The organism is Candidatus Protochlamydia sp. W-9 (genome assembly GCF_001950615.1).
Classification (GTDB): Bacteria; Chlamydiota; Chlamydiia; order Chlamydiales; family Parachlamydiaceae; genus Protochlamydia; species Protochlamydia amoebophila.
Genome location: NZ_BCPZ01000350.1, coordinates 1 through 277, shown reverse-complemented (window position 1 = coordinate 277; position 277 = coordinate 1). Strand labels below are relative to the sequence as shown.

The 277-nt window shown below is 48.4% G+C and carries 1 rRNA gene; it reads right to left on the bottom strand.

The window, feature by feature from the left end:
* A 16S ribosomal RNA gene (locus tag BU804_RS09790) occupies positions 1-277 on the bottom strand; the annotation flags it as partial.

The window sequence follows — 277 nt, the reverse complement described above, 5'->3', positions numbered from 1 at the left end:
TTGGCGGTCAATCTCTCAATCCGCCTAGACGTCTTAGCCTTGGTGCGCCTTTACCACACCAACTAGCTGATATCCCATGGACCTCTCTTTAACCGCGAGGTCTTGCGATCCCCCACTTTAATAAAAAAAAGATGTCTTCTTTTCACCCTATCCGGTATTAGCGGTCGTTTCCAACCGTTATCCCAGAGTTAAAGGCAAGTTATCCATGTCTTACTAACCCTTCCGCCACTAAACCCGAAGGTTTCGTTCGACTTGCATGCCTCATCCACGCTGTCAG